The 22200-nt window shown below is 45.9% G+C and carries 22 protein-coding genes; 11 read left to right on the top strand and 11 right to left on the bottom strand.

From position 1 onward, the window contains the following. Positions 1-7: 7 nt before the first annotated feature. Both LY387_RS18630 and LY387_RS18635 read right to left on the bottom strand, forming a co-directional pair. Positions 8-937 carry an ABC transporter substrate-binding protein gene (locus LY387_RS18630; protein WP_234497329.1) on the bottom strand — a complete coding sequence of 310 codons (930 nt, stop codon included), beginning with the start codon at positions 935-937 and terminating at the stop codon, positions 8-10. A gap of 20 nt (positions 938-957) precedes the next feature. Continuing rightward, on the bottom strand, positions 958-1725 hold the full coding sequence (locus tag LY387_RS18635) for an ABC transporter ATP-binding protein (RefSeq protein WP_234497330.1): 768 nt from the start codon (positions 1723-1725) through the stop codon (positions 958-960). 297 nt (positions 1726-2022) lie between these two features. On the opposite strand from LY387_RS18635, the gene LY387_RS18640 reads away from it, so the two are divergent. Together LY387_RS18640 and LY387_RS18645 are read left to right on the top strand one after the other, a co-directional pair. Then, a complete protein-coding gene (locus LY387_RS18640) occupies positions 2023-2754 on the top strand; it encodes a carbonic anhydrase (RefSeq protein WP_234497331.1) in 732 nt (243 codons plus the stop codon). Between the two features lie 322 nt (positions 2755-3076). Then, complete coding sequence (locus LY387_RS18645) at positions 3077-3322, top strand: hypothetical protein (protein WP_042470728.1); 246 nt, start codon at positions 3077-3079, stop codon at positions 3320-3322. Positions 3323-3354: 32 nt separating this feature from the next. Here the strand turns inward: LY387_RS18645 and LY387_RS18650 are convergent, their stop codons facing one another. Next, positions 3355-4212, bottom strand: a complete 858-nt coding sequence (locus LY387_RS18650) for an SMP-30/gluconolactonase/LRE family protein (protein ID WP_234497332.1) — start codon at positions 4210-4212, stop codon at positions 3355-3357. A gap of 203 nt (positions 4213-4415) precedes the next feature. Here LY387_RS18650 and LY387_RS18655 point away from each other — a divergent pair, with 203 nt between their 5' ends. The 3 genes from LY387_RS18655 to LY387_RS18665 all read left to right on the top strand — a co-directional run bounded on the left by LY387_RS18655 (position 4416) and on the right by LY387_RS18665 (position 5848). Then, positions 4416-4955 (top strand): NUDIX domain-containing protein, encoded by a 540-nt coding sequence (locus LY387_RS18655; RefSeq protein ID WP_234497333.1) that lies wholly within the window; start codon positions 4416-4418, stop codon positions 4953-4955. Positions 4956-5047: 92 nt separating this feature from the next. Next, on the top strand, positions 5048-5386 hold the full coding sequence (locus LY387_RS18660) for a hypothetical protein (RefSeq protein ID WP_234497334.1): 339 nt from the start codon (positions 5048-5050) through the stop codon (positions 5384-5386). 153 nt (positions 5387-5539) lie between these two features. Then, positions 5540-5848 carry a DUF6482 family protein gene (locus LY387_RS18665; protein WP_234497335.1) on the top strand — a complete coding sequence of 103 codons (309 nt, stop codon included), beginning with the start codon at positions 5540-5542 and terminating at the stop codon, positions 5846-5848. A gap of 56 nt (positions 5849-5904) precedes the next feature. Here LY387_RS18665 and sigZ read toward each other — a convergent pair whose 3' ends face one another. Further along, positions 5905-6444 carry an RNA polymerase sigma factor SigZ gene (sigZ, locus tag LY387_RS18670; RefSeq protein ID WP_234497336.1) on the bottom strand — a complete coding sequence of 180 codons (540 nt, stop codon included), beginning with the start codon at positions 6442-6444 and terminating at the stop codon, positions 5905-5907. 41 nt (positions 6445-6485) lie between these two features. Continuing rightward, positions 6486-7409, bottom strand: coding sequence for an EamA family transporter RarD (gene rarD, locus LY387_RS18675; protein WP_234497337.1), 924 nt, complete (start codon positions 7407-7409; stop codon positions 6486-6488). A gap of 442 nt (positions 7410-7851) precedes the next feature. Here rarD and LY387_RS18680 point away from each other — a divergent pair, with 442 nt between their 5' ends. Further along, positions 7852-8913 (top strand): BamA/TamA family outer membrane protein, encoded by a 1062-nt coding sequence (locus tag LY387_RS18680; protein ID WP_234497338.1) that lies wholly within the window; start codon positions 7852-7854, stop codon positions 8911-8913. Positions 8914-8960: 47 nt separating this feature from the next. On the opposite strand, the gene LY387_RS18685 is transcribed toward LY387_RS18680, so the two are convergent. The 3 genes from LY387_RS18685 to LY387_RS18695 form a co-directional block, all read right to left on the bottom strand. Further along, on the bottom strand, positions 8961-9878 hold the full coding sequence (locus tag LY387_RS18685) for a DMT family transporter (RefSeq protein WP_234497339.1): 918 nt from the start codon (positions 9876-9878) through the stop codon (positions 8961-8963). Between the two features lie 194 nt (positions 9879-10072). Then, positions 10073-10996 carry a LysR family transcriptional regulator gene (locus LY387_RS18690; RefSeq protein ID WP_234497340.1) on the bottom strand — a complete coding sequence of 308 codons (924 nt, stop codon included), beginning with the start codon at positions 10994-10996 and terminating at the stop codon, positions 10073-10075. 3 nt (positions 10997-10999) lie between these two features. Then, the gene (locus LY387_RS18695; protein ID WP_234497342.1) at positions 11000-11440 is read right to left on the bottom strand and encodes a MarR family winged helix-turn-helix transcriptional regulator; all 441 of its coding nucleotides are present in this window, start codon (positions 11438-11440) and stop codon (positions 11000-11002) included. A gap of 117 nt (positions 11441-11557) precedes the next feature. Between LY387_RS18695 and LY387_RS18700 the strand changes: the two genes are divergently transcribed. The 3 genes from LY387_RS18700 (at position 11558) to recQ (ending at position 15532) form a co-directional block, all read left to right on the top strand. Next, positions 11558-11980 carry an organic hydroperoxide resistance protein gene (locus LY387_RS18700; protein ID WP_234497344.1) on the top strand — a complete coding sequence of 141 codons (423 nt, stop codon included), beginning with the start codon at positions 11558-11560 and terminating at the stop codon, positions 11978-11980. Between the two features lie 259 nt (positions 11981-12239). Continuing rightward, positions 12240-13040 (top strand): glucosamine-6-phosphate deaminase, encoded by an 801-nt coding sequence (gene nagB / locus LY387_RS18705; RefSeq protein WP_234497345.1) that lies wholly within the window; start codon positions 12240-12242, stop codon positions 13038-13040. Between the two features lie 359 nt (positions 13041-13399). Continuing rightward, a complete protein-coding gene (gene recQ, locus LY387_RS18710; RefSeq protein ID WP_234497346.1) occupies positions 13400-15532 on the top strand; it encodes a DNA helicase RecQ in 2133 nt (710 codons plus the stop codon). 300 nt (positions 15533-15832) lie between these two features. Here the strand turns inward: recQ and LY387_RS18715 are convergent, their stop codons facing one another. Both LY387_RS18715 and LY387_RS18720 read right to left on the bottom strand, forming a co-directional pair. After that, entirely contained in the window at positions 15833-18019 is a 2187-nt protein-coding gene (locus tag LY387_RS18715; protein WP_234497347.1) for a malate synthase G, read from the bottom strand. Positions 18020-18146: 127 nt separating this feature from the next. Next, the gene (locus LY387_RS18720; protein WP_042494951.1) at positions 18147-19100 is read right to left on the bottom strand and encodes a LysR family transcriptional regulator; all 954 of its coding nucleotides are present in this window, start codon (positions 19098-19100) and stop codon (positions 18147-18149) included. Between the two features lie 133 nt (positions 19101-19233). On the opposite strand from LY387_RS18720, the gene LY387_RS18725 reads away from it, so the two are divergent. Then, positions 19234-20832, top strand: a complete 1599-nt coding sequence (locus tag LY387_RS18725; RefSeq protein ID WP_234497348.1) for an isocitrate lyase — start codon at positions 19234-19236, stop codon at positions 20830-20832. Positions 20833-21029: 197 nt separating this feature from the next. After that, positions 21030-21608, top strand: coding sequence for a hypothetical protein (locus tag LY387_RS18730; RefSeq protein WP_234497349.1), 579 nt, complete (start codon positions 21030-21032; stop codon positions 21606-21608). A gap of 75 nt (positions 21609-21683) precedes the next feature. Here the strand turns inward: LY387_RS18730 and LY387_RS18735 are convergent, their stop codons facing one another. Further along, positions 21684-21974, bottom strand: a complete 291-nt coding sequence (locus LY387_RS18735) for a hypothetical protein (RefSeq protein ID WP_156111105.1) — start codon at positions 21972-21974, stop codon at positions 21684-21686. Positions 21975-22200 lie beyond the last annotated feature (226 nt).

A 22200-nucleotide genomic window follows, 5' to 3' on the forward strand; every position in this document is an offset into this window, starting at 1 on the left:
GAAGAACCTACTGCTGACCCAGTGTTGAAACCTGTGTGACGACTTCATCGCTCAAACGCTGCATCGCAACCAAGCTACCAAACGTCCACACTTTAGGTACGATCTTGACTCTGTTTTCTCGCGAAAACGCCATCGCGGCCCATAAAGGCGAGCCATTAAGCTGTGCTTGCTCGGCATCCGATAGCGGACCAAAAATAAGCACATTACTGTCTTGGTACTGGGCAAGCTGCTCAACGCTTGCGGAAGAGAATCCCCAGCTGTTGGTTGGTCCTTGCCAGCTGTTTTCCAGAGACATGGCAGAAATAGTGTCATTCATTAGAGAGCCCGTACTGTGAACACGAATGTGCTTATCTCCAATAAAACGCACCATAATAAATGGCTTACCATTGGTTATTTTTGCTACCTGCTCTCCATTTTGAGCCAGCTTCTGATTGGTCTCATCGACAAGCTGTTGTGCTTGCTCAGGTCGCTCGAACACCTCTCCAAGGGTTATCACGATTGTTTTCGCATTTTGATAAGGCTGTTTCTTGTCATTGTAAATGCTCATTACCAGTGTCGGTGCGATTGCATTCAGCTTTTCATAGGCCGGAGCCAAGTGTCCGCTCATCAAAATCAAATCGGGCTTCAAGCTTGCTATCAACTCTAGGTTTGGCTCGCGACGAGATCCAACATCGGTCACCTCAGTTGGCATTTCTGGTGACCCAACCCAATCCTGATAGCCTTTTACATCAGAGGAAGCGATAGGAGTCACACCGAGTGCAAGCACTGACTCTGCAAGAGCCCAATCCATTACAACCACACGCTTTGGCGCTTCGTTTATCTCAACAGTTCCTAACTCGTGTTGGTACGTTTTTGCTGATGCAGCGAATGATGATAAACACGCCAATAGACTGACTAATACGACAGTGAAGTGCGTGGTTTTAAATCTGTTAAACACAATAATTATCCTTTTATCGATTATCTAACGTAGCTGATGACATGTTGAGTGCTAGGGTCTGTGAAAGTGGACAGCGGCATACCATAGATTTCGGTCAGCGAAGCTTCGTTCATCACACGTTCTGGCGTGCCGTCAACGATAATTTCCCCGCCTTTAAGAGCAACTAACCTGTCGCTGAATCTGGCAGCCATATTGACGTCATGGATGACCATGATTACCGTTAGGTTGAGGCTTTGATTAAGCTCTCGTATCAACTTGAGCAGCTCATATTGGTGAGCGACATCCAGAGCTGACGTCGGTTCATCAAGCAAGATACATTCACTTTGCTGCGCTATGAGCATTGCTACCCATGCTCTTTGACGCTCCCCTCCTGACAAGGTGCTAACAAAACGCTCTATAAATGCGGTTAACCCAACCCTTTCGATCGCTTCATCCACCAGTTTGTAATCTTCTCGGGTATATCGCCCCAACACGCCTTTCCAAGGGTAACGACCGAACATAACGAGTTCGCGAACAGTAACCCCATCTGTGATAGGCGGATGCTGAGGCAGGTAGGCAACTTTTTTTGCGTAATCTTTTGCTACGTAACTATCAAGTGGCCTTTCATCCAACAAAACACTCCCAGAAGAGACTTGATTCTGACGGCTAAGAAGTTTGATTAGGCTCGATTTACCACTGCCATTATGCCCAAGCAAAGCGGTGACTTGTCCCGGAACAAACTCCAAGTCAAATGGCGATAGAATCTCAAGCGAGCCAATATGGAAGCTCGCCTGCTTAAGTGAAAACATAACTACTCATCATCTTATAGTTGACGCAGCTAAATCTAACTGCAAATGAGAAATATTTGTATACGCATTGTATTGATTTTATTAACTCATGTCATTACGAGCTTCAAAAACGTGAACTAACGCTCTCATAGGGCGTGATACTCCTACCGCAGCGAAGTCAATTCGATGAAAATTCGAAACTTTCTTCTCGAGTAAAATCGCAAACTAAGTATGCAACTGATTGGATCAAATGGTTTTGCCCTAATCTTTTCGCCGAAAGCGTCCGCTTTCGCAAACGTCAGTAAACTAAGGATAATTATGAAAACAGCAATGAAGCTTGCATTGGTACTCGGCACAGTAGTCTCGATCACTGCACCGGCTTATTCAGCGGAATGGGGATATGGTGAGGGCGATGGCCCTGCGACATGGGGGAAGATAAGCGCCACTTGCGAGAAAGGACAAAACCAGAGTCCAATTGATATTCAAACCAACCAACTCACTCAGGCGAAAAAAACACCATTAAGCTTTGACTACAATGGACGAGTAGATCAGATTATTAATAATGGTCACACAGTCCAAGTAAATGTCACGGGGAGTAATTCTCTACATCTCGACGGTCAAGACTTTGAACTCAAACAGTTCCACTTCCACACACCATCAGAAAACACTATCAATGGCAAATCAGCCCCTCTAGAGGCACATTTTGTTCATGCTAACCAGAAGGGACAGTTAGCCGTTGTTGCAGTGATGTATAAAGATGGAGAACGTGAAAGTGATGAGCTGGCCGGTATCCTGAAAACCTTGCCTGCCGCTGGAGAGAAGATAAATGCGGAATCCGATATCGGGCTTGAGCAACTACTCCCTAGAGTAAAAGACTATTATCGCTACAATGGCTCGCTTACAACGCCACCTTGCAGTGAAGGGGTAAGATGGATCGTACTCCAAGAGCCTCAATTTATTCCAAAGAATCAGCTAAAGCGCCTATCAAACACCATGGGTGATAATGCAAGACCAACTCAAGAACTCAACGCACGACTTATCTTGAACTAATCATACTGAGCCCATGCTACCAGTCTCGAATATGGGCTCACATCTATCCATAATTTCAAAAAACTTAGCAAAACCCGCCATTTGTGTTCCGCTTTCTGCGATCAACATTCCATAAATTTGGTTTGAACGTCATACAAATTAGACTATTTGAACTGCTTCAAAGTTTACCGTACGAACAACGTGTAATTTAACTGTTACACAAAAACAAGATTATGTTGCAATGATGAGATTTTGAATAACATGCTATTCATCTGCGTTCCCTGCACTCAAACGTGTGGTTAGCCTTGAATAACAGTTAATGAAAGTTTTGGGGGACAGTGGTATGCAGCAGTATGAAATAAATGTTTATGATATGCGCTATGAAGAGCAAGCAATTGTTCTGAATATCGAGTTTTCAGACGCAACCAAAGCCGACTTCATGTGGAGCAATATGCCTACTACGTCGTGCCGTGACTACATCTCACACCTAGTAGTTGCCGGTAATGTCGTCGCCAAAAAATACATCACTGAAGATGACCTTAGTGATATGAATCGCGCGACCAGCCTACCTTTTTCAATGACCTGTTAAAAGCGGAGCTCTTTGGCTCCGCTAGGCATTCATTAGGCGATCTTCACGCTGGATAACGGCTCTTTTAACCCTTCAACAACGTCTCTAGCAATAACAAGCTTACCTTTTTCATTGCTGCCAGCAGCTGATGTGACAATCACGTCACGCATATCTTTACCGCCAAAACCGACCATTGTTGGGTTTTCCGAAGGTACGTCAATCACGGCAAGGACTTCACCATTCGGCGCGATCTTAACCACAGATTGACCTGCGTACATAGCAACCCAATAGTTACCATCAATATCAACACTTGCGCCATCAGGACGACCGTTATAATCAGTCAGGTCGCAGTGAAGCTCCTGCTCGCCGTATTCGCCAGTTTCAGCATTGTATGTGTGCTTGTACACTTTGCTTGAGCCTGTGTCTGACCAGTATAACCACTGACCGTCAGGTGAGAATGCTAGACCATTGCATGTCCATGCGAACATAGGTAGCGCTTCAATCGTACCATCTAGGTGCAGTTGCCAGAATTGTCCCTGGTCACCTTCTTTCGCGCCGTTACGCGTGCCGGAAACGAAACGCCCACCTGGAGCACAGCGTCCATCGTTGTAACGCATACGCGGGAACTCAGAAACAAGAGGGACTAGCGACGTTAATTCCGCATTCCAGTCGCTGAGATAATACATACCCGTTTTCATACCGAGCATAAAGCCTTGATCGCCATGCATCGCGAAACAGCCAAGCATATCATCAAACTTACGCTTCTCGTTTACGCCATCTTTATGACGCCAAAGCTCACCGTCATTGATGTTGACCCACATCCATGAGTCAGTGCGCCAATCCCAACGTGGGCATTCCGCTAAATCAAAATCAAGGTCGACGAACTTTTCAAACTGTAGAGACTGTGCCACGTTGATGTCCTTTTTTATCCATTACTATTGTTTGTTTACCCGCTACCCTCAGCCAATGATTCCAGCAGACAGGTTTGTGCCCTGTTTTAACAAAATAGAGGCGTCGGTGCTAGGGTTATTTGTTATCAAAATCTATCTCTAAATAGCGCCAACACAAAAAGTTCGATAAGCTAGATTTCTGATTTTATTAAGGTAAAGAAGTCATGACGATCAAAACCCTAAGCTCAAAAGTCGTTTATCAGAACCCATGGATGACCGTTCGAGAGGATGATATTCAGCGGGAAAGCGGTGCCAAAGGCATTTATGGCGTGGTCGACAAGCCAGATTGTGCGGTCATCATCGCGATCGAAGATGACCAAGTTCATTTGGTAAACCAGTATCGTTATACCGTTTCCGATAGCTTCTGGGAATTGCCACAAGGAGCTTGGGAATCGAACCCTGATGCGGACCATCTAGAGCTGGCTCGAGGCGAGTTGCAGGAAGAAACCGGTCTTATCGCAGATAAGATGACGTACGTTGGCAAACAGTTCATCGCCTATGGCTTTTTAAACCAAACCTGTCATATCTACCTCGCAACTCAACTTACCTTGCAAGATCGCAACCTTGATACTGAGGAAGAGGATCTTATTACTCAATCGTTTCCAATTACTGAATTCGAACAGATGCTGATTGCAGGAGATATACCGGACGTGGTGACAACGGCTGCATGGGGCCTTGCAAAACTTAAAGGGCTTATCAAGTAACGAGCGATCTCGATCTCATTTTTTTCTTTTTAGCTCGACTTAACAATATGCTGTCCCATCATACGCTCAGTACTAATGCGCAAGGAGGCAGCATGGACCAACTTACCCTTCAAGAAACGTTAATTTCTACGATAAGGCAATTAGAGACCTACAAGCCCAACATTCGGTTAAGCGAAGAAGCTTATGACCTAGAGCTCGCGGTGAGCAAGCTCACCGAACAACTGTTTAGTTTGCAATCGCTAAGCTCATTGAAAGGCTCCATTGAAGATATTTCAGCCTCGATTGAGATGTTGAGTACTCTATCGTCGAAAACAAAACACTCCCTCGATCAAGGCATCGATATTGATGACCCAAGACTCATCATCAACGAATCCTTGCGGGTAAACTCTGAGCTTTCAAAACTCACAATGGGTGAAATGCACGCTTTGTAATAACACTTGGGCAGCTGAGATACTGTGCTGCCTATATTTTACATTGTAAATAACACCTTCAGCTTCATCCTAACCGAGAACCATTCCCTCACAATTTAAGTTGTTTTCCTTTTGTCGCCGTACAACTCGGTTACACATTGGAGGAAATGCGACATGAATACAAAACTTAGCACGCTTGAACAGTTCGCGAGATTCGACAAACTAGTCATTCATTCGTTAGAAATGTCGCTATACCAAGCGTCGGTAATACTGGACGGAGAAGAACACTACGTTACTCATGATAACGGGTCACTGCTACGTACGCACAACGTCGTCGATATAAGAAGGTTGTGTCAAAATCTAACCGCGACGGAAACTGTATTGAGACAGGATAGTGCTTACGACGAAATGGTTGGTAGCCCTATTCGAGCAGGAGAAAATACGCTCGAGGTACCGCTTGGAAGGTTTGATTCTGTCATCTAATTGGCCAGCTAAAATGAAGTCGAACTGGCTGTTGGTGATATCACCCAGGTAGCTGATTAGCAGTTATTGCACTTCTTCGACTTGGGGTCATAGTCCATCACGTTCCCCTGTGTATCGAAAGAGAACTGACAACACTTCTCGTAGACGCCGCGTAGCTCGTGACGACTTTTTTGGACTCTTGATTTAAGTGTTGAATAACTTATACCAAGCTCTTCAGCGACCTCTTTCTGAGAGCGACCGTCTATATCAATCGACTTAATTAGGGCAGTGGCGCTCTCTGGAAGCGATTCCATCATTGGCAGCAGACATTCAGCGAGCTCACGACTCACCTGTTCCTCCTCTTCCTCCGTCCAAAATGTGTCTAAATCGACATCCTCCGTCGCGTTACCTTTGCGGTAATGGTCTATCACACTTCGGTTTGCGATTTGGAACAGCCAAGACTTGACGCTCTCGGGACTCTCGAGCTTGTCTATGTTCTTATAGGTTTTAATCAACACCTCTTGAAGCACATCATCAACATCGGCTTCGTTTGCGATCTTGCTACGCAAGAAGCGACGCAGCCCGTTTTGATATTCCGACCATACCGCTTCTAACATTGCATGACTCCTATTATTAGAATGATGATTGACGATTAGCTTCATACGGCACCGTGTGATTTTGCTCTTTTTACGCCATCTAAAGCCAAGATTAGCAGAGCGATCATGACCAATATATAGGTAGGCATGTCCGCGGCGTCAACTCGCTCACCAAGCAGTAACCCAACTCCAAACACCAATACTGGTTCAATATAACCAAGCAACCCAAAGATTGACATAGGTAGCGCTTGAGATGCATAGAGGAACAGCAGCATAGGTACAGAGCCTGCGATAGCTAATCCGAGATAATATACCCAACTGGTTAGCTCTATTTGTTGAATCTGTTCAACTGGAAGCAGATAGAATAAAGCACCAAACGCGATTGGCAATAAAAACGTGTTGTCCAAAGCGAAACCCACATCACTCGGCACATTAAGAGTCTTGCGGTGAATGAAATAGATTGGATAGCCAAGAGCAATCAGCAAAACAATCCAAGACAGCCCCTCTGCCATCACATAAGCGTAGATAACCCCAATGGCAGCAACTAAACACGCGATGAGTTGAAGTGGAGACAGCTTGTCACCGTAAACAAATTTGCCCACCACCACCAGTACTAAGGGAAGCGTAAAATAACCCAGAGCAACAGACAGCGTCTCGCCATACAACGGCGCCCATACGAAAATCCAATATTGGGGACCGACAAGCAAAGCAGAAAACAGATATCGATGCCAGCGGCGCGTTTTTCTCAACTCTGACCACAAGCGCTGAATGCGCCCACTCACCGTTAAGAACACGATCACAATCAAAACGCTCCAGATGATTCGCTGTGCCGCTATCCAATTGCCCGCACCGCCGCCTGAACGGAAGGTTCCGACATCGGGTTGAAATTGAACATACAACGGCAATAGACCAAATAAACAGGAGGCAATTATAGAAGCAACGACACCTTTCGACGTTTCTGACAAATCTTGAAATCTGCGAACCATAGCTAACACACAACCATAATAGAGTGTGCGGACATTACCGCATTTAATCCCAATAAAATACTGTTTTGTTCGCAAATTTATCGAACAAAACGTTAGCCCTTCTCTAGTGTATAAAACTAACCACTATTCATCATAGAAATTGCGTTTTAATTGAGCCCGGCTGTCAAAAAACTCTCGCCCCACTAGAGCAAAAAACCTAATAATCAAATAGAACCTATTCGATAAACAACTGGGTGAAGCCGCTACTTTCAAAACAAGTACAGTCACCCGCTCGAAAAATGACATTAACGTCGTTAAAATGCCGATATAATTGGACAAATTGCATGGAGCACCTATAAACACACCTTAAGCGACACATTAAACTATGAACTTAAATAATAGATCGATACGGCTATCTCTAATAACCAGTGCTTTAGTCGGCGGCTCCTTTTCTCATGCAGGCATGATGGATAATTTCATCGATCCACAAGATGGGCGGCTCGACGGTAGTCAGTTCATTCTCGACAACGCCGTTGGTTTTCTCCCTGTTCCATTGACGGTTACTGACCCAGCGGTTGGTGTTGGTGGCGGCGCGGCATTGTTGTTTTTTCACGAATCTGAAGAGCGCAAGCAGAAGCGATTAGCTGGGGAGGAAGTTAAAGATATTCCTGCAAGTACATCTGGTTTAATGGCGTTAGGCACGAATAACGGCAGTCATTTATACGGTGGCTTCCATTCAGGAAACTGGATGAATGACCGCATTCGCTATCTCGGCGGCCTGTTCGGTGCCAAATTCAATCTCAATTTCTATCCTGTGGCAGAATCAGCGCCAATGGACCTGAGTTTAGAGGGCTTGTACTTCTTTCAAGAATTAGACGTAAGACTCGGTGATTCCAACTTTTTTGTTGGTGGTTCATACAGCTATATGTCATCAAAACCAACACTTGATGGCTTTAGTCACGCAGATTGGGCGCCGAAAGATGGAAAACTGGGTTGGCGTTTTATGTACGACAGTCGCAACAACCAGTTCTCACCGCGCGAAGGCACGAAAGCAGGTGTAAAAGTGGACTATCACAACAAAGCATTTGGTGGTCAGTTTAACTACCAGAAATATAACGCCTACATGCAGAACTACTCTCGCCTATCAGATAAGTGGGGGCTAGGTTTGCGAGCTGATTTCAAGTCTATCTCTGAGAATGTCGATCCAAGAGCATCGGTCTACGCGACACCTTTTATTGAAATGAGAGGCATCGCGGCGATGCGTTATCGTGCCGAAAATACCGCCCTTGGCGAAGTCGAACTGAGCTACGACATTGATGACCGATGGACAGTACTTGGCTTTGTTGGTGCGGGCACCGCCTATAATCATGACGAGAGCATTGCCAAAAGTCAGGTACATTATACCCGGGGCGGCGGGTTCCGTTATCTTATCGCAAGGCAGCTAGGGCTTCGCGTCGGTGTTGATGTTGCGAAAGGTCCGGAAGAATGGACGACCTATATCCAATTTGGTAGTGCCTGGCGCTAGGCAATACGTTGAATGATGCCGCAGCAAAGCGGCACCTTCGGCGGGTATCATGACGATTTTTTCATACTGTACACAGAAAAAGTCACCAGACACAGCCCAATGAAATGGTACAAAGTAAAGGCTTCTGAGAGTATCGCTACTGCCATGACTGCGGTCACACCAGGTCCGATATTTGACGTAATACTCAATTCTGTTGGCGACAACCTCGCCATTGCAGCTGCGACAAAATAAGAAGGAAGAACAGTACAAAAAACGCCTAGCAATACGCCCAGTACAATAAGCTCAAAAGACCATTGACTCATCTCAGCCGAAGACAGGGACAAGTGGGTAATAATCGCAATGCCAGCGCTCCCCATTCCAATACTCGTAAACAGGTCACTACCCATCTTGCTGATGATACTTTTGCTCAACATCAAGTAGACCGCAAAGACAAACGCTGAGCCCACCGCCAAGGCACTTCCTTTCCAAATTTCCTCACCTAGAGATTGAACATCATGAAACAGTATTGCCGCGATACCCAAATAGCCAAGAACGGCGGCGCGCAGCACATTCCCAGTTGGCTTCTGCCCTAGAAACATCCAGCTTAATATCACAACAATGCTTGGGAAAAGAAAAATCAATAGACGCTCTAGCTGAGCGCTTATGTACTCAAGCGCCGCAATATCAAGATAGCTCGCCACATAGTATCCCATCACTCCTACCAAAGCCGCTTGCCAGCCAAACTGCGTAACCTGAGTTCGACGTTCCGGCTTTTTGCACAACATAAGAAGAATCAGGGCATAAAATGGGAGGGAGCTTAATGCACGAAGCGACATGATCGCCGTTGCATCACCACCATATTGATAAGCAACCTTGACGAAAATAGGTTTAATCGAAAAAAGCGCAGTTCCGATCAGAGCATAGATAAGCCCTTGCACTTGCTTCTGTCTGTTGGATTTTGGTTCTACTGATGTCGCTTGATTCATTCTTGTTCCCTTTTGATGGTGGCGACGAGAATGAATGTATGAGGTGGCTACAATCAACTCGTAGCCAGGCGCAGATAATCCTACCGAGCTAGAGGCATAATAAGAGAGAGCCAGAGGTAGGAGTGTGAAAAGTGCATTGAAAATCCTTTGTGATGAAATTTCAGGCTACAAGAACTTAGTCCCATATGCAACCGCTATGGAGAAACCTCAAGCTCACGAAGGTATGTACACAGCCATTGAACCGCAGGGTCATTAATACTTGCTCGGTTCCAAACAACGCTATACGCGACTTTACCATACTCAAAAGGTAAGGTTTTAACGGTCAGTCCTTTCGCTTGACGAGCAACATCTGCCCAATGCTTAGAGCAAGTAAAAAGCAATTCTGACTGATGGCACATTACCGCCGCGGCACCAAAATCAGGCACGACTATTTTCACTTCACGTGTGCCATGTTGTTGTCTTAGTGTCTGCTCAAAATAAGGGCGACTCAGCTCAGATTCCGCAATACCGATATGTTGACTATTAAGGTAATGCTCGACGGTCAGTTCTACATCAGCCAAAGGGTGTTCCGGAGACATTAGACACACGAGCTCATCCTGCAGTACAACTTCCCAAACCAACTCCTTGGTATTGGTTGGTGGCTGGCTAACATCATGTGGCAATATAATGAAATCGACCTGACCACTATGCAGGGCACCAAAGCCAAACTTTGCCTTGGTCATAATGTTGAGCTTGGCTTTCGGGATGTAATCAGTAGAGAGTTTCGCGAGCGAGTGTGCAAATAGTTCGAACGTACTTTCGCGCATTGATAAACTAAAACGCCCCTCAAACGCGCTAGGCTCAAAGCGAGCTTGGTTAAGTAATCCATTCATGCTGGCCAGCATCGAATGGATAAGCGGCGCTATCTCTACGGCATAAGGTGTCGGGGTTAATGACGTACCATCGCGGAAAAATAGCTCATCATCTAGAATTTCACGAAGCTGAGTAATAGTTTTACTCACGCTTGAGGGAGTCACAGATAACTGTTCGGCAGCTTTAGTTACATTGCATGTATCCAACATCACGTGGAGTGCTAGCAGATGCTTAAACCCAACCCGTGTAAGTCCTTCGATATCCATTTTTTAATCCATTAAATTATTGGTCAAGCGCTCACAAATGCGCTTTAGCATTGTGGCTTCTTCCTCTGATAGTTTCGCCTTACATGCTATAGCTCCAGGAATCGACATCGCTTTTTCACGAAGCGCGTTGCCCTCTTCGGTAACAAAGATCATTCGAGCGCGTTCGTCGGTTTCGCTACGTTTTCTTTCCACCAACCCTTTTTGCTCCAAACGTTTTAGCAAAGGGGTTAGCGTACCAGAGTCTAACTTCAACTCTGCGCCAATGTCTTTAACGTTCATCGGTGCTTTTTTCCAAAGCACGAGCATCGTCATATATTGTAGATAAGTAAGATCAACTCGTTCCAGAATTGGGCGGTAGGCACGTGTCAGCGCATTACTCGCACTGTAAAGAGCAAAACAGACTTGCTTATCCAAATCGAGTGCTTCAGGGCTTTCTAGATCCATAACCAGTCATCTTTTCAATTAAGTTGTGCACAATATACTTGCAATCCGTTCGCTTTGACAATATAGTTTGTGCACAACCTAATTTCACACAATTAAAACTTGAGAAAGGAATACATCATGTCAGCACTCTATACTACTTCTGCCACCGCTCTTGCGGGTCGTAACGGTCAGGTTTCTACCGACGATGGTCTACTTGATCTTGCTCTCTCTTATCCAAAAGAGCTGGGCGGGACTGGCGCTGCAACTAACCCAGAGCAATTATTCGCAGCTGGATATTCGGCGTGTTTTTCTAATGCGATCTTGCACGTTGCCCAGCAACAAAAGATTGCTGTGAAACAAGCTCCTACAAAAGCGACGGTAGCTCTGAAGCCCAATCAAGAAGGTGGGTTCGTATTGGACGTAGCACTGGATGTGACTCTTGATCTAGAAGACAGCGCAGCAGTTGAACTCGTCCGTGTTGCTCACCAAGTATGCCCATACTCAAATGCGCTTCGCGGCAATGTTGATGTCGCAGTCACAGCGAATGGGCAAGCAATCTAAGTCTTACTCCAAGGGCAGCACCTCTCCTGCCCTTGTCCTCTCTAGCTTCTATCAACAAAGTCACTTTATTCACCTTCAAAATTTTGACGATTAAAGAAGTCCATTTCGTTTACATTTCCGCAGCAAATCCACTAAAAGGCGATCGTGATCAAGAAAAATCGCAAAATTCACAGAAAAGTAATAGCCGTGTCGAAAAACTTTTTTTATAATGCGAATTAATGTTTCAGAACAAACTAAATTCTTTTATTAGGGGATCAACATGAGACTTATTCCATTACAGAACGCAGAACAAGTAGGTAAGTGGGCTGCACGCCATATCGTTGAGCGTATCAATGCTTTCCAACCAACAGCGGAAAAACCATTTGTGTTGGGTCTGCCTACTGGTGGAACACCTCTATCAACGTACAAAGCGCTGATTGAAATGTACAAAGCAGGCGAAGTTAGCTTCAAGCACGTTGTTACGTTCAACATGGACGAGTACGTTGGTATTGACCCTGAGCACCCAGAATCATACCGCTCTTTCATGTACGATAACTTCTTCAACCACGTTGATGTACAAGAAGAGAACATCAACCTTCTTGATGGTCTAGCCGACGATATCGATGCTCACTGTGCAGCTTACGAAGAAAAAATCCGTTCATACGGCAAAATCAACCTGTTCATGGGCGGTATCGGTATCGACGGTCACATCGCATTCAACGAGCCTGGTTCATCTCTAAACTCTCGTACCCGTATCAAAACGCTGACGACTGAGACTCGCATTGCAAACTCTCGCTTCTTCGACAACGACATCAACCAAGTGCCTAAGTATGCCCTGACTATTGGTGTTGCAACTCTTCTAGACGCTGAAGAAGTGATGATCCTTACTATGGGTCACAACAAAGCTCAAGCTCTGCAAATGGCCGTAGAAGGCTGCGTAAACCATATGTGGACAGTAACAGCGCTACAAATGCACCCTAAAGCAATCATTGTTGCTGACGATGCCGCTCAACAAGAACTTAAAGTTAAAACGGTTCGTTACTTCAACGAACTTGAAGTTGAGAACATCAAAGGCCTATAAGCCCAGTTCTCTGCACATCAACTCTTTTTTGGATGATGTGTGCAGGTTTAGAGTAAGGCAGTGGAACTTTTTCACTGCCTTGTGTCTAAAAAATTGTTACCTGGTTTTACTGTGGTAACAAAGGCGATGGAAAATGCAAAATTATCCAAAGCTCCGTATAAGTCGGGCTTATATGCCAAGCTAAGCCCGACTTCCCCTTTTGTTTAACTCCGCTCTTGCAAGTCGTACAACTCCGTTTGCACAAAATAGCATTTCCAGTGAGAGAACAAGCACAAACCCCATCCACCCTCTTGAAAAGCAAAGCACCTCCTGACAGACTCATGGTTCATTCTCGATCTGACACCGACTCCAAATTATTTATGACCCCTAACGAGCTGCTCAAGTCCATATTTGGCTATGATGATTTTCGACACCAGCAATCCGACATCATCGATTCTCTTATGGCTGGCAAAGATGTATTAACCTTGATGCCAACAGGTGGTGGTAAGTCAATTTGTTACCAGATCCCAGCAATCCTTCGTCAGGGTGTTGGTGTGGTGGTGTCTCCGCTTATTGCTTTGATGCAAGATCAAGTTGAAGCCCTGCATCAAGTTGGCGTAAACGCCGCGTACTTAAATTCAACACTCAGCTCTTATGATCAGCAAGTGGTCGAGCAACAGGTGCTCACCGGTGAAGTACAAATCTTGTATGTGGCTCCAGAGCGTCTTCTATTGGAGCGAACGCTGCGCTTACTCGAGCAGTCCAATTTATCTCTTTTTGCGATTGATGAAGCGCACTGTGTGAGCCAATGGGGTCATGATTTTCGCCCGGAGTATCAAAAGCTCAGCGTTCTTAAGCAACGATTTCCATCCGTACCAAGAATTGCGCTGACGGCAACAGCTGATCTTAAAACTCGAGAAGAGATCATCGCGCAGCTAGCACTTGAACAAGCTGACGTTTATGTTCATAGCTTCGACAGACCAAATATTCAGTATCATGTGTCCGATTCAGGTAACGCAAAAAAAGAGCTTTGGAGCTTTATTAGCACTCACCATCCCGATGATGCAGGGATTGTCTATTGTCTATCTCGCAAAAAGGTCGAAGAAACTGCTCAGTGGCTTACTGATATGGGTAAAGTCGCGCTACCCTACCATGCTGGCCTATCAAGCGAGCAAAGAGCTAGTCACCAGCGCCGCTTTTTGAGCGAGGATGGCATCATTGTAGTTGCCACTATCGCGTTTGGTATGGGTATAGATAAACCTGACGTTCGATTTGTCGCCCATCTCAGTTTACCTAAAAGCATTGAGGCGTATTATCAAGAAACGGGCCGTGCAGGGCGTGATGGAATGCCAGCCAACGCATGGATGACCTTTGGTATGCAAGACATGGTACTGCAAAGACAAATGGTTCAAAACTCAGATGCCGCCGAACAATATAAGCGTGTATCACTTCAGAAGCTCAACCGCCTCTTAGGCTACTGCGACCTCGCCACCTGCCGACGCCAATCTCTACTCGCTTATTTTGGAGAGACGCTTGCAGAGCCTTGCGGCAATTGCGACAACTGTCTTAATCCTCCAGAAACTTGGGATGGCTTACAAGCAACGCAAAAAGCCCTATCCACTGTCTATCGAACGGGACAACGATTTGGCGTGAGTTATTTGGTGAACATACTACTAGGTAAAACTGACGCTCGCATCACGCAAAACCAACACCATACCCTATCGACCTTTGGTATTGGCACTGAGTTATCCGCCAAAGAGTGGCAAGGTGTATTCAGGCAATTGCTGGCGATGAACTTGCTTGAAGCGCACGGCGAGCATGGCAGCCTGCAACTTACCGAGATTTGCCGGCCTTATCTTAAAGGGCAGCACCCAATTGAACTAAGGAAGATTCGTGTTTCGAAGCAGTCAACAACTAAAGGCGCTAAAAAGAGAAGCAAAAACTCGCTAGCAACCTCGGATATGCCTCAATTCGAGCGACTTCGTGAAGTTCGCTCTGAGCTTGCGAAACAACAATCGGTTCCAGCTTACGTAATCTGTCAGGACGTCACGCTAGAAGCACTCGCCACCGAGCGTCCTACCCACTTGGACCAACTGGCAACCATACCGGGATTGGGTGAAGCAAAGATTGAAAAATATGGTGAAGCATTCATTGCAGTCATTGAACCGAAATCATTGGCAGAGAAAACGCTCTCAGAGACTGAGTTAGAATCGCTATCACTATTGAACCAAGGCCTTACCGTTCAAGATATCGCTAATGCTCGCGGGCTAAAAACAAACACGGTCCAAACCCACTTAGCGAGTGCCATTGAACTCAATGTTTGTGAACTTTCAAATGTCGTCGCTTTATCCAGCGAAGAAATAGACGGCATTAACCAAAAAATCATCGATTTGAACACTATTGAGGACGGAGCCCTCAAGCCTCTCTATGAACACTTCGAACAACGCTACGACTACGGAACATTGAAATGCGTGGTAGCAAAGATGCTCGCAAATTCAAATGCAGTTGCTTAATAAAAGTGCAAAATCAGATTTCATCTATGACGTTCGCTTTACCCCTTTAGTCTAATGTTGTTATCAGCGGTGTGAATATAAGATCACTTTCGTTGCCCTACATGTGTAGCCAACGATCCTTAAGATTTTTGTGTTGGGAGACTCAGCCCTCCCGAGTTTACTATTACTATCTTTTTTGACGCCAAGACCTATTGTCTTGGCGTTTTTTTATCTGTAGATCTTTGCTTACCTCTTACATCAGAGCAAAAAAAACCGCGCTCGAAAGCGCGGTGTTACCTTGGGCTTGGTAATTACAGTATTTTATCTTTGTTGTGATTTTAATTTGAGTCGCATTGCGTGCAATACGGGCTCGGTATAGCCATTGGGCTGTGCGCAGCCTTCGAACACCAACTGACAAGCGGCAGAGAACGCAATGCTGCTGTCAAAGTTGGGGGCCATATTGTTGTAATTTGGGTCATCGGCATTTTGTTGGTCAACAACTTGTGCCATACGCTGCATGGTTTTCATCACTTGAGATTCAGTGCAAATACCATGACGTAGCCAGTTGGCAATGTGCTGGCTTGAAATACGCAGCGTAGCGCGATCTTCCATTAAGCCAACATCATTGATATCTGGCACTTTGGAACAGCCAACACCTTGGTCAATCCAGCGTACTACATAGCCGAGAATGCCTTGCGCGTTGTTGTCTAACTCGCTCTGAACTTGTTCTGCAGTCAGCTTTTGCGAGCCTAATAGTGGAATCGTCAAGATATCATCCACACTCGCCATCACGCGCTCACGAAGCTCTTTTTGACGGCTTGGTACACTTACTTGATGGTAGTGAAGCGCATGCAATGTCGCTGCAGTCGGTGACGGTACCCATGCAGTATTGGCACCTGATTGTGGGTGACCAATCTTAGCATCCATCATTTTTGCCATGTTATCTGGCTCCGGCCACATACCTTTACCTATTTGCGCTTTGCCTTGTAGCCCGCACGCTAAACCAAGATCCACGTTTTGATCTTCGTAAGCACCAATCCAAGTCATGGTTTTCAACTGCGCTTTCGGGGCAAATGCGCCCGCTTCCATGCTGGTGTGGATCTCATCACCCGTTCTATCTAAGAAGCCCGTATTGATGAACACGACACGCTCTTTCGCAGCGTGAATACACGCTTTGAGGTTAACCGAGGTGCGGCGCTCCTCATCCATAATGCCAACTTTGATGGTGTTTCGCTCCAAACCCAGCGCATCTTCCACACGAGTAAATAGTTCGTTGGTAAACGCCACTTCCTCAGGGCCGTGCATCTTAGGTTTAACGATATTGATGCTGCCTGATGTCGAGTTTTGATACTGGCTATTGCCTTTGAGATCATGGATAGCTATTAGCGAAGTAATCATGGCATCCATAATACCTTCAGGCACTTCACGGCCTGCACTATCAAGGATCGCAGGGTTCGTCATTAAGTGGCCGACGTTGCGAATAAACAACATACTACGGCCTTTGAGGTGGATCTCTCCGCCTGTCACGCTGGTATAGTGACGATCTGGATTTAGACTTCGAACAATGGTTTTACCATTCTTTTCTAGGCTCTCCTGCAGATCACCTTTCATCAGACCTAACCAGTTTCGATAGGCCAAGGCTTTATCTTCGCCGTCTACCGCCGCTACCGAATCTTCACAATCCATAATGGTGGTAAGCGCCGCTTCAACAACCACATCTTTGATGCCCGCGGCATCTACACGACCGATAGGTGTGTTCGGATCGATTTGAATTTCGATATGAAGGTTATTGTGTTTAAGTAGAATACATGACGGTGAACTCGCCTCTCCCTGATAGCCGATAAACTGTGTGCTATCCATCAAGGTCACTTCCTCACCGTTGGTAAGGGTGGCGGTAAGGGTGTTACCTACACTGACATTACTGATGCTGTACTGAGCGACTTCTCGGTGTGATACGCCATTGAGTGGTGCTGCTGAGTCAAGAAACTCACGAGCATAGGCTACCACTTTTTCACCACGCACTGGGTTAAAGCTACCACCACGCTCCGCACCGTTTTCTTCGCCGATCACATCCGTGCCGTAAAGCGCGTCATACAAACTGCCCCAACGCGCGTTCGCTGCGTTAAGTGCAAAGCGGGCATTCATAATAGGCACCACTAGCTGTGGTCCTGCTTGTGTTGCAATTTCTGGCTCTACGTTTTCTGTGGTGATCTCGAAATCATCGACTTCGGGAACCAAGTAGCCAATTTGCTGTAGAAAGGTTTTGTATTCGACTGGATCAATCGTATGACCTGCGCGCTCTTGATGCCAAACATCGATTTGATGTTGTAGGTCGTCACGCTTGACGAGCAGCGCGCGATTTTTTGGTGCTAGGTCAGATAAGATCGACTCGAACGATTGCCAAAATGCGTCGGCTTCAATGCCGGTGCCGGGAATGATTTGCTCATTAACCAAATTGTAGAGGGTGCTATCAATGTTCAAGCTTCCCTGTTGAATACGATTGCTCATAAAATTTCTCTCGAATTAGTCGATGACCACTGCTTAAAAATCTACGTAACTGAGGAGAATTTGACTAATTTATGCCACTTATAGTTAACATTCATAGAAAAAATACCCCTATTATTGACGTTCTCAGTTACTCCGTTACGCCGCTTTCTAGCTCATTAGCAACGCTTTTTATTAGGCGGCGCATCCATTGATGATCGGGATTACTTTGCAACAGTGGACTCCATGCCATCTTGACCTCAAATGGCTCTATTGCAAATGGCGCTGGCTTGATAAGCAGCTTGGGATTATTGCGTTGTGATTGGGCTGCCTTGCTCGGAATGGTCAAAATCAGATTCTTCTGCTGAGCAAAAAGAATCGCGGATAGGTAGTGACGGGTAAACACCGTGATGTTGCGGGTTTTACCTATCTTCATTAAGGCTTCATCTATCCAGCCCAGTTTCTGCGCTTGACTTGGGTTGACGCCGTGCCCAGTTCCCATGCCAGTTTTACTTACCCAGATATGCTGTGCCTTTAAATAAGAGAACAAATCAAAGTTGTCTGCGATAGGGTTGTCGCGGCTGAATAGACAAGAAAAGCCATCATGCCACAGGCTCATTTGGTGGAAGGATTGTGGAATATCATCAAAGCGGTTGATGACGATATCAACAGTACCTTGCTCCACATCCTGATAGCTCACATCACTTGGCGTCATGATGTCTAAACGTATCTTTGGTGCAATTTCGCTTAGCTTTTCCAATAGCGGTTGAATGATAGTGGACTCGGCATAGTCACTCGCCATGATGCGAAACACGCGCTCGCTGTCCTCAGCATTAAACTCGGTCGTGGTTTGCACCGTCTTTTCTACATTAGCAAGAATATTTCGGATCTGCGGCTGAAGCTTCTGGGCACGCTCTGTCGGGATCATCCCTTCACTGGTTCGCACCAAAAGTGGATCTTCAAATAAATCGCGCAGTCGACGCAATCCATTACTCATCGCTGGCTGAGTGATGCCCAACTGATTCGCTGCACGGGTCACATTGCGCTCTCGCAGTAGCATGTCTAAATACACAAGCAAATTAAGGTCAATACGAGCAATATTCATAACAAAAATACCGAGTATAATAACTATAAATTAACAAAATTATCACACAAGCGGCTAGGATTTGTCCATAACAACAAGTTAATACTACAGGCCACTGGCCACCCTATATCCAACGTGAAACTAAGGAATAGTTATGTCGCAAATTAATCAAGATATCGAAATGATCGAAGTTGCAAAACGCGCTGCAGGCACGCCATGGGATTCAATCGATGCTGAGTCTGCTGCTCGCATGCGTGCTCAAAACAAATTCAAAACTGGCCTAGATATCGCGCAATACACGGCGGATATTATGCGTGCAGACATGGAAGCGTACGACGCAGACAAGTCTCAGTACACTCAGTCTTTGGGTTGCTGGCACGGTTTCATTGGCCAACAAAAAATGATTTCTATTAAGAAGCACTTTGGTGGCAAGACTGACAAACGCTACCTATATCTATCAGGTTGGATGGTGGCGGCACTTCGCTCTGATTTCGGTCCACTCCCAGACCAGTCAATGCACGAGAAGACTTCTGTTCCTGCGCTTATCGAAGAGCTATATACTTTCCTTCGCCAAGCAGATGCGCGTGAACTAGGTGGTCTATTCCGTGAGCTAGACGCAGCACGTGAAGCAGGCGATGTAGCACTTCAAGACCAAATCCAAGACAAAATCGACAATCATCAAACCCACGTTGTGCCAATCGTTGCCGATATCGATGCAGGTTTTGGTAACGCTGAAGCGACTTACCTACTGGCTAAGAAAATGATTGAAGCGGGTGCGTGTTGTCTACAGATTGAAAACCAAGTAGCCGATGAGAAACAGTGTGGTCACCAAGACGGTAAAGTAACCGTACCTCACGCTGACTTCCACGCCAAACTGCGCGCGCTGCGTTATGCATTCCTTGAGCTTGGCATCGACAACGGCATCATCGTTGCGCGTACTGACTCACAAGGCGCAGGCCTAACCAAAGAAATTGCGGTAGTGAAAGAGCCGGGCGACCAAGGCGACATCTACAACTCTTACCTAGACGTTGAAGAAATCGATGTAGCTGACATGAAGCAAGGCGACGTTTGCTTTAACCGCGATGGCAAGCTAGTACGTCCTAAGCGTCTACCTTCAGGTCTATATCAGTTCCGCTCAGGTACAGGTGAAGACCGCTGTGTATTTGACTGTATCGAAGCTATCAACGCAGGTGCAGACTTACTGTGGATTGAAACTGAGAAGCCACACATTGGCCAAATCAAAGAGATGATGGACGGCGTACGTGCAGTACACCCGAACGCGAAGCTGGTTTACAACAACTCTCCTTCATTCAACTGGACACTAAACTTCCGCCAACAAGCATACGACGCAATGGTTGAAGCGGGTGAAGATGTATCAGCATACGACCGCGCAAACCTAATGAGCGCTGAATATGACGAAACCGAGCTATCGAAACGCGCTGACGACAAGATCCGCACGTTCCAAGCAGACGCGTCACGTGAAGCAGGTATCTTCCACCACCTAATCACGCTACCAACATACCACACCGCTGCGCTATCAACAGATAACCTAGCGAAAGAGTACTTCGGTGATGAAGGGATGCTTGGCTACGTTAAGAACGTTCAGCGTCAAGAAATCCGTCAAGGTATCGCGTGTGTTAAACACCAAAACATGTCTGGTTCAGATATCGGTGATGACCACAAAGAGTACTTCGCAGGTGAAAATGCGCTAAAAGCAGCTGGTGAGTTGAATACGTCGCACCAGTTTGACTAAAGAGCTTGACCCCTCCTAGCCTCCCCTTGGCAAGGGGAGGAACAGTTGGCTCGCTATCGCATTGCCATTTCTTAAAGAGCGACGTGACGTTAGGAACGAGCCCGAAGTTCTCCCCCTATATAGGGGGAGCTAGAGGGGGTAACCACAGCGCGCTCCCAACCCCCAACCTCCACAAAAATAACCACAGAGGCAGCCCTATGACCACTCAAACTCCCCCACATCTACAAGACGCAAAAGCCCTTCTATCAGATAAGGGATTTGCCACCAGCAACACGTGGTATCACGGCACCTCTTCTGCTCTCGTCGCGTCAATTCAAGCACAAGGGCTCAAACGCTCAGGTGATAAGGCGCTAAATGAAGTTGCTAAATCCACTATGGCTACTATAGGCAACCAATACACAGAAATCGTTGAGCCTGTATTCCTAACCCAAAGTAAAGAGCTGGCTTATTATTGGGCACAGCAGACTGTTCGTGAACGTAGCATGAGATTTGAAGGGGTCGAAGAGCCGATTGTATTGCAAGTCAACCTCAACGAAAAACAGCAGACAAGCGTAAAACCTGACGTGGGTGCTATGAGTTTATTGATGATGCGTGACGGCGAGGCTTATATGGCGTACATCGCTAAGTTATACCAAGACAACAATTTGGCAATTCCAGAGATCGACTTAAGAAATGCAGATCGAATGGCCTTTTTAGACACGCTTGGCATGGCATACATCGACCAAGATGTTAGCCGTGGGAGTATCGAAGTGCTCCAAGAGCCTGCAACTGCGTAACTCAATCTACTCTACACGACAAATTCTCAAACACCGAGCGCTAGGCTCGGTGTTTTACTCTCAGTGAGGTTGATACTAGATACGGATATAACCCGACGTATTTAGGCCATCGCCTTCATGAATAATTTTGCCGTCGATTTTGATGTGCTCTGGACACTCCAACGCTTTCCCCCACTTTAGTTCAAGCGGCATTTCAGTACTTCCTTTATAGAGGCAGGTTTTCACCTTTGTACTCACATAATCACGTATAACTACCTCTTTTTCACCGACATAAGCCCCATAAGTCACATCATCGTTGTTCGCAAACGAGAATGAAGACATCGAAATCAAGCACGCAGCCAGTACACATTGAGTTAATTTTTTCATCGTAACCACCCCACCTTAAAATCTGTAGTGAATAGCCGAATACTCCATCACCCCGCCTGTTGTTAATAAATATATCGAACAACATCGGAGTGATGAAAACAGATACCATCAGACAAACTGATACATATAGATAACTTGTTGATTTTCGATTAGCAATTCAAAGCAAAACCGCTCATGCATTCGATATTTAAATAGATAGTGGACACTTGAGCTCCATTACTTAGGT

Origin of the sequence: Vibrio maritimus, assembly GCF_021441885.1 — a bacterium.
Taxonomy (GTDB): domain Bacteria; phylum Pseudomonadota; class Gammaproteobacteria; order Enterobacterales; family Vibrionaceae; genus Vibrio; species Vibrio maritimus_B.